The organism is Methylocucumis oryzae (genome assembly GCF_000963695.1).
Classification (GTDB): Bacteria; Pseudomonadota; Gammaproteobacteria; order Methylococcales; family Methylomonadaceae; genus Methylovulum; species Methylovulum oryzae.
Genome location: NZ_LAJX01000028.1, coordinates 25,857 through 34,339 on the forward strand (window position 1 = coordinate 25,857; position 8,483 = coordinate 34,339).

Genomic DNA, 8,483 nt, shown 5'->3' on the forward strand with positions numbered 1-8,483 from the left:
ATTCAGCGCGGACACTTTTATTAAAACGTCCAGCCTAATCCAGCAAAAGCGCGGTTTTGGTCAAAACCAGAATCACCACCATACTTCGTGGTATTTAACCGGATAAAAAACTCATCCCAAGCGATTAGACTTAAGCGAGGCTCAATGGCTAAAGGATGCATGAAGCGCAGCATTTGTCTAGGTCTATAGCGCTCGTCATCGCCTTCTAAGAAGTTGACTTCGACTAAGGTTCTAAACATCAATGTACCCCAGGACGTAGGCAGCACATAACGGAATCCTGGCCATATATCTTGTTGAGATAGATAAGGTTTTCCTAAATTTTCGGTTGGCAGCCACGTATAACCAGCCCACACTGTGGCTCTATCACTTAACGAATATCCCACCGCCACGCGCGCCATGCCTTGATACCAATGACTAAAATCTCGGTCGTAACGCGATTGACCCTCTAACCAAATACGCGCATTCGCTAAGTCAGGTGAAATGGCTTTCAAACTGCCTTCTGCCATTAATTGCAGCCAACTGCCAGAGTCTTGAAACACATCATCTACTGCTTTTGCCGTTAACGGTAAGCTAGTTATGATGGAACAAGAAACAACTGCTAATGCTTTTAATACTGTTTTCTTCATTCAACTATTTCCTTAAAGTGTTTGGGCTTGTGTCGAGTTACGCTTACGCTAACCCGACCTACCCGTTTAGCCAATGGCTTGGCTTCGTATTCCACTGATTTCTAACGGCTTACCCATGCAAACGCGCAAATATACGCGCGCTATCGCAATACCATTTAACACAAAACTGACAGCGATTAACCCAGCTATCCAAGCAAATTGATGACTCGCATGGTATAACAACAAATCTTCACCAATAAAAGCTGGGGTAATAGGAAAGCCTGCTAAACCTAAAAAACTGACTAATAACCCAAACGCTCGCACAGGGCGAATTTCTGCTAACGCTCTATAGGCAAACGGCGCATCACGATAATTTTCCGGATTAGGCAAACGTAACAACAGCCAATAACCTATTAACCAAGACGGTACAATGCCACTTAAAAATAATAACACATCGACCAATACGCCAGGCTGTAGCAGCCAAACGGCGAAAGCCGCCGATAAACTGCTTAATGCAACGGCATGCCACGTCCATAAAAACTGTTTTTGGCTAAACGCGCTTAATGAAGCCAACACCATGATAACCACGGCAGGAATCGCATAAATGGCAGACGAAGCCCAACCCAGTTGCACTAACAGCGGCCAAGGTAATATCAACAGCATCACTAAACTTAAGCGATAACGCGTGGTTAAGGCATTAAACCCTGCCCCAAAGCGCTTTAACGGCGACCAAAACACAGCGCGCACGATTAACTCCAAATTACCTTCTTGCAGCGCAAACACATACAACGTATTTTGCAAAACCCCCGGTAAGGTATCGCGTATCGACACCGGTAAACGTTTACGCATGGCTGGAAGCGCTAAGCTGTTATCGGTATCGATAGCACCCTCTATTCGCAACATGTGGGCAACTATCGAAGGCGACACTAATAATTGATAACAGCGCAAGAACGCATTGCCTAAAAAATGCAGTAACACTAAATTTTCCAAGCCTAAAGCCAATTCCATAAACATTAAGCCCACTTGCGTAATCGAAGCATAAGCAACTTGACCTTTAATATTCGATTGTGTTTTTTCCGCCATGCTGGCGATAACGACTGTTAACAAACCTATCGAAAACAATGACGCTTGCGTCACCAAGTGATAACTCCAAATCGGCGTTGTTCTTAACAATAAGAACACACCTAAATGCACCGATAATGCCCCATAGAAAATTGCACTCGATGGCGTAGGGCCTTCCATAGCTCTAGGTAACCAAAAACAAAAAGGAAATTGCGCCGACTTGCCACAGGCTGCTGTGAAAATTAATACTGACATTAACCATAACGCTGCTAAGCTTGCCGGAGAAGTACTGTTGTCTTTAAACAATACCGCTAATTGGCTGAAATGGTCGCTTTCATGAAACAGTAAATGGCTCATCCAAGCGCCTAATAACAAACCAATATCGCAAAAACGGTACACGGTATAAGCCCTTAACGCATTGCGCACCGGTTGAACGCGATGGCGATAAAAAGCAATTAATAAAAACGACGATACGCCAATGATTTCCCAACCCGCAAATAACATATCAATCGAACCTGACAACACGACGATATTAAGGCCCAGGGCAAAGCCGAAAATGGTGATAAAAAAGCGTTTATAACCATATTCTCTATGCAAATAATGTCGGCAATAACGCACTATCACGGAAAACACCACCCAAATCGCAAATAAATAACGTCGCCCCTATTTTGTCTAAATAAAACAAAACCGGTAATCGGTAATTACCATGCTCATACAGCGTAAACCATTCAAATTCGTAGGCTGGAAAACCCTGCCAAGCCCAAATACCTAATAAACAGGCAATGGCCAAACCCATCGCATGGGTCACCCAAAAACTTAAACGTGCAATCTTATGCTCATCCGAGCCGAACAACGTAATAAGCAAAATACCGACTAAAGGCAGTAACTGGCAACTGATTAATAACGCATTCATGCCGCTCTCCTTAATACATGCACTGGAATAGTCTGGGTTTGATTAGCGATAATTTGCTCTGAACTTGTCGCCGTAGGCACCTGACCATCCGTTAAACCCGCCACCGCTTCCCAGCCTGTAGCTTGATACAATGAAATATCACGCGTGACAGGGTCGCATGCAGCTAAACGCACCCACGCATTATTCAACCACTCTACTAAGTCAGGATTTAACTCAGCAAACGCTTTATCTAATAACGCAGTCGTTTGCTCAATGACAATTAACAAACGCGCTGGCTCATGAACTTCTATCATTTGTGACGGCAAGCCGGTGCGTAAATCGCCCTCAACACCATTGGCAACGCCTAATAACCCTATGACATTGTGAGGCAACTTAGTACCTGCGCCATACACCGAGTTATCAATTCTGGAAAACAAATATTCCAAATTAATACCCCCACAGACAGGAATCACAGCCGATAAAATACGGTTAATGGTTTTACCGTCATGGTCAGTATTGGGATTGTAAGAATGCAAAAACGCGCGTCTATCCATGAACAACTGTTGCGTTAATGCACGTCGTCCGACAACGCAATATAAATTATTAGAATGATTTAACTCAGGTCTAGGCTCAAAAATTGATGTGGCTCTTGTCACTACATGGGCATGAGCCTTATCACAAGTTTTAGCTTTAGGTGCTAACTCAAACCACCGACAACGCTCTAACGCGTTTTTACGCAATGCCTCTTGCATAGCAGTCTGTAACGCAGCTAATGAATCCTGTGGATAGGCACTGAATAAGGCTTGATCCAGATAAGTCATTTCATCGCGGCTCGTGTTGTGTAAGGCTGCAATAAAAGCCGTCGTTTCGGGAATCGCGATACCGCGCTCACGCAATAACGCGCGTACCGCAGAATTGTTTGCCATCCAAGCAAAAGCCCGTGCATTAGGCGCGCCTGGTTTGCCGGAACACGCGCCGCAATCATAAGCGGCAAAATGCGGGTTATTGGTACTGCTAGAGCCGTGCGCAATCACGGCAACAATCGGAGCAAAGCGATCAGTTAAGCCAATCGTGCGCAACAAGCCTTCAATCTTATCGGCCATTTCTGCGTACGAAAAACCTAATAAACGCCCTTCTGCATCCGGCTCATCATTTTCTCTAAGCAAATGCAACTGGGTATGCGCGTTTAATTCACTTAATTTTTCTATCGCTAATAACTGAGGACCAGGTCTAAACACATCCCAAACCATACGCGCGGCATAACCTAAGCCCAAAATTTGCGTATAAAGCCAACCTTTTAATAACGAATGCGGTTTTACATGCAAATCTGACCACCCATCGGTCAAACCGGCTTTCTCAGGCGTGGCGTGTACGCTTTTTTCCACAATTAAATGCTTAGGTTTGAGAATATTCGGACATTGTGCAACCGGATACGCATCGTCGAAACCTTGATATAAAAAATCAATTCCGAAAAAACCAGCCACGCCAAAACGTTTCTATCGCGGGATTAGCGGCTTCTAAATACCGGCGTACCGAGCATTCTCTATCATCAATACAAAACAACGCTTGCGCGACAGGCACATTCAAAGGCTTAGCAGGAGCGTCTTGCGCTTTTAATGCCGCTAATAACTCATAGTGCAATGAATATTCCATCGCTTCATGCCAAACTTTCAATGGCAGCGGAATATTAAGGTCTTTTTCATAGTCGGCTAATAACGGCACTTCACATAACTCAGGGGTATTAACCACGTTAGTAAACGTGTCGCCGCGTTTATGGCGTAAAATTCCCCATTCAATGGCCAACTCCACCGCTATCATATGGGCCAAGCTAATGTCTCTAGGCTCTAATAACGCCTTAGGATTTTCTTCTAAAACCCTGACCATACCTGACCAACCAGGATGCGCTAACAGCATTTCTAACAGATATTGCTCGTATAAAGGTTCAAAACCAACGATTTTTTGCAAGCACGTAGTAATGACTTGCTCAGGCGGCTGGTTTAATAACTCCAAACTGTCTTGGTCGGTAAACGGATATAACGGTATTAAACTGTCATGGCTTAAAACGCCAGACACATTGCCAAAATGATTCGGATTTCTTAGCTAAAGTCCAGCGGCTAATCCCTTGATCGAGAAAATTACCCAATAACCGAAACAACACGGGATGCGCTAAGGAATTCAAATCAACAGCTAAATGGCTTAACCAGCGGTTACGAATACCATGATTAGCTAATGATACGGGCGGATAATGACCGTTATCATCATCTTTGAATAAATGCTCTTTCAACGCCGCTTGCTCGGACTCAGAACAGCCAGAATGAGCAAGCGCCCAAGCAATCGCCGTATCGGTGATACGACCTTGGCGATAACGCGCTTGATAATCGGCTATCGGCAAATAGCTGCGTGCACCAAAGACTTTAGCGGCAATTGCCACACCGTCGTGAAACGAATAGTTTTGTACAGCATGTAACGTATTATGATGAATAAAATCTTTAATCGGGCCTTGAGTCGGCAACCAGTGCGCAATATGCGCAATGGCCGAGTTTAAATCAAACGAAAAATCAGGTTTGCCAGCGGTCATAAAAACCTCCTTTACCATTAAACTAAGTCTTGTTTAATACGACGCGCCGCTAACGGATGATTCGCATAGGCTTGATGATATTCCAGGCCAATAAACTGACACGTACCACCATGATCTTGGTAATCATGTTGAAATTCGTGTAAGTACTCCATAACCGTATGGTCTAATAAAAACGCATCATTCAGTTGAAAAATAAGGCTTTTACCCGGTTCAATGGTTTTTAACACGGTTTTCAATGACAACAAATTAGAGAAAATCGCCGCCCCTGAAATGTCTATCCAAATCGTGTTATCTCTTGATGAAACCTGAAACTCCATTTTGAACAAATTGCTAGGTTTAACACCGCGAATTAAATGAATTGTAAACTTAGTCAAAATGCCGATAGCAACACCGATTAACAAATCAGTAGCGATGACACCAATAATCGTCACGACAAACATAAACAATTGCTCTTTACCTAAGCCCATGACCTTAGCAAATTCTTTTGGCGAGGCTAACCGGAAACCAGTAAACACTAACAACGCAGCTAAAGCGGCTAACGGAATGCTATGAATTAAGCGCGGGAATAACACGACGAACAACAGCAAAAATAAACCGTGAAAAAAAGTTAGCCCAACCGGTTTTCGCACCATTATTAACATTAGCCGAACTACGCACGATTTCGGCAATCATGGGCAACCCGCCTATTGCACCGCAAATCAGATTACCAATACCTATGGCTGTTAAATCTTTATCTAAATTAGCATGGCGTTTATACACATCTAATTTATCGACCGCCATCGCGCTTAATAAGCTTTCTAAGCTGCCGACTAAACCAATGCTTAATACCGCTTCCCAAAACTCTGCGGTAGCTATTTTGGAAAAATCAGGGAAATAAAAGCTAGCGGCAAAATTCTCTGAAATCGATACTAAAAACTTAGGGCCTACCGTTGCCTCATGATGCGGTAAAAAACGTCGCATCAGGCAGAAACAAATACATGTGCTCATGTTCCAAATCGAAAAACCGACCCAAACCAATACCGACTAACACGACAATTAACGGTGCCGGAATCATTTTCAACCAACGATTTTTAACCATAGACCAGGCAATTAATATCGCCAGGCCAGTAAAGCCAATCAGCGCAATTTCTGGATTTAAGTTAATGAAACTGTGCGGGATTTGTAAAATCGTCGAAATTAAACTACTACCTTTTTCCGGTGCCGTCCCCATCACAACATGGAGCTGTTTAGCCATGATAATAATGCCTATCGCAGCCAACATACCGTGAACTACCGAAGCCGGAAAAAATGAACTTAACCGACCCGCTTTAAACACGCCCAATAAAATTTGAAAAATACTTGCCACGACAATCGCCGCTAAGGTGTAGCGATAACCTGCCATCGCATCACCCTCACCTAATGACTGTACCGCAGCCAGCACCACAACGATTAAACCCGCAGCCGGACCATTAATCGTGACAAACGAGCCGCTAATGCGCGACACCAATAATCCACCTACCATCGCAGTAATCAGCCCTGCTGACGGCGGAAAACCTGACGCCATAGAAATGCCTAAGCATAATGGCATCGCAATTAAAAACACCAAAAAACCGGATAACACATCATTACACCAATGGGCTTTCAAACCCGCCAACCCCGTTTTTGGAATAACTGCTGCTAAATCTCTCATTCTCATACTCCCTCAGTGACTTGACATCCCTAGCGTGTTAGCACGTTATGATTAAACTGAGCAAACTAGGGTTGTACGTTATGCATGATTCATGGCTACACACTTAAAGACGGGACACTTTTAATTTTAGCCAGTGGAGCTAAATCGTCATTCCGGCAGGGATTGCCGGAATCCAGGCGACATGGATGGCAAAACTTCAAGCACCTCCTTGTGGCTTAGCAACGCAGGAGCAGTTGCCGAGCCGAGATGACACTGTTCTCACTTGACTGTCCCGTCTTAAGTGGGTAGCCTGATTTACAATGTATCGCTAAGAAATAGCAATTATCAAGCCAATATAACAAGGTTAATTTATATGTTTAAGCTTATGATTTTTAAAGTATAAAAAAAATGAGTGAGTATTATTGAAATGGTAATGGTTGTTTTTTCCAAGTGACACCAGTTGAAAACAACCAGTAAGGTGGTTTTGAACCACTTGGCATTGAATATCAGCGGCTATGCTGAAAAATAGCTCGTTGCAGGCGGCTGCTTTATCTGTTTAAATGCTCTAGGTTGTATGATTACCTGGCGTTGTTGCTATTGCTGAAGATGTATTGAAGGGGGAATGGTATGAGAATTAATAGATTATATGAATGCTGTTCTTTTTTTTAGTCGATATATTTTTTCTTGTTAGGCTCACCAAGGAGTAATCATGCGTCCGCCAGATGAAGATATTTTTGAGAGAGACTGCTTTCGTTGCGTCTACTGCGGTTTTGATGGCAACTCGTTTCGTACTTGGGCATTCCTGCAAGTTGACCATTTCAAACCCAAATCCCGTGGTGGAACGGATGAGAAGTCTAACTTGGTCACATCTTGCTGCATTTGCAATCACATGAAGCTTGACGAGGAGTTTTCATCCGTTGCTGAGGCACGTGAGAAGATAGGAACGTATTGGGCCCAAATGGAAAACTATTGGCATTCCAATGTTGCTTATCGGACCGTAATCGCTGAACCTTCAACAATCGCATCGACAGCAGAAAATACCTATAGAATATATCAAACCATGCGTATTTATCTTGACAACGCGGTAAGGTGGATTCGCCGATAGAGACTGTGAAAGTATTCAGCCAGGTAGGGTGCATTCCATGCACCAAAGAGAGCGCACAGATTGAACGTTTTAGGGTTATGTGAAAAATGGTGTTTGGTGTGATTGGGTCGGGATTTCTTCGGAGATACACGTTATTGACGCAGGTCTTTGGTGCATGGAATGCACCCTACTTAACTGCCGACGTTAGGAGGCGCATCGCTCCCGTACGTTGCGCCTCACGTTGTTCGGCACAACCTCTGTAAGACACACCTTATCGCGTTAATTTTAGTCAAAAAATAGCCAGGTAGGGTGCATTCCATGCACCAAATAACTAACCCGTAAGACAGTTTCACGCTAGCAAACCGTCATCAACGAAGCGGATGATGTTGCCAAAAACAAAGAAATGCCAATTGCATATATCAAACCATGCGTATTTATCTTGACAATTGCTGCGCCTGCAACGCCCGCTGGACAACCAGACTCATCCTCGCATCAGAGTCGAAACGGAAGCGGTATATGCTCTATTGGCAATAGTACAAGCCAAGGAACTCATCCTGCTCGATTCAGCCAGGTAGGGTGCATTCCATGCACCAAATAACTAACCCGTAAGACAG

5 protein-coding genes and 2 pseudogenes are annotated in these 8,483 nt (G+C 43.9%); 1 reads left to right on the top strand and 6 read right to left on the bottom strand.

Going from position 1 to position 8,483, the window contains the following annotated elements:
- Positions 1 to 20 precede the first annotated feature (20 nt).
- The 6 genes and pseudogenes from VZ94_RS03895 to VZ94_RS03915 all read right to left on the bottom strand — a co-directional run bounded on the left by VZ94_RS03895 (position 21) and on the right by VZ94_RS03915 (position 6,806).
- Positions 21 to 626, bottom strand: a complete 606-nt coding sequence (locus VZ94_RS03895; protein ID WP_239649613.1) for a DUF2490 domain-containing protein — start codon at positions 624 to 626, stop codon at positions 21 to 23.
- Positions 627 to 692: 66 nt separating this feature from the next.
- Complete coding sequence (locus VZ94_RS03900; protein ID WP_239649614.1) at positions 693 to 2,291, bottom strand: proton-conducting transporter transmembrane domain-containing protein; 1,599 nt, start codon at positions 2,289 to 2,291, stop codon at positions 693 to 695.
- Positions 2,257 to 2,580: a hypothetical protein gene (locus tag VZ94_RS27920; RefSeq protein ID WP_239649615.1), complete on the bottom strand. Its 324-nt coding sequence runs from the start codon at positions 2,578 to 2,580 to the stop codon at positions 2,257 to 2,259. The genes VZ94_RS03900 and VZ94_RS27920 overlap by 35 nt, the downstream gene beginning before the upstream one ends.
- Entirely contained in the window at positions 2,577 to 4,043 is a 1,467-nt protein-coding gene (locus VZ94_RS27925; RefSeq protein WP_239649616.1) for a putative inorganic carbon transporter subunit DabA, read from the bottom strand. The genes VZ94_RS27920 and VZ94_RS27925 overlap by 4 nt, the downstream gene beginning before the upstream one ends.
- Positions 4,021 to 5,155, bottom strand: a pseudogene (locus VZ94_RS33045) (putative inorganic carbon transporter subunit DabA). The gene VZ94_RS27925 and the pseudogene VZ94_RS33045 overlap by 23 nt, the downstream one beginning before the upstream one ends.
- A pseudogene (locus tag VZ94_RS03915) lies at positions 5,155 to 6,806 on the bottom strand (SulP family inorganic anion transporter). Before VZ94_RS03915 ends, VZ94_RS33045 begins: the two co-directional pseudogenes overlap by 1 nt.
- Before the next feature lie 688 nt (positions 6,807 to 7,494).
- Between VZ94_RS03915 and VZ94_RS03920 the strand changes: the two are divergent.
- Positions 7,495 to 7,890 carry an HNH endonuclease gene (locus VZ94_RS03920; protein ID WP_045778242.1) on the top strand — a complete coding sequence of 132 codons (396 nt, stop codon included), beginning with the start codon at positions 7,495 to 7,497 and terminating at the stop codon, positions 7,888 to 7,890.
- Positions 7,891 to 8,483: the final 593 nt, after the last annotated feature.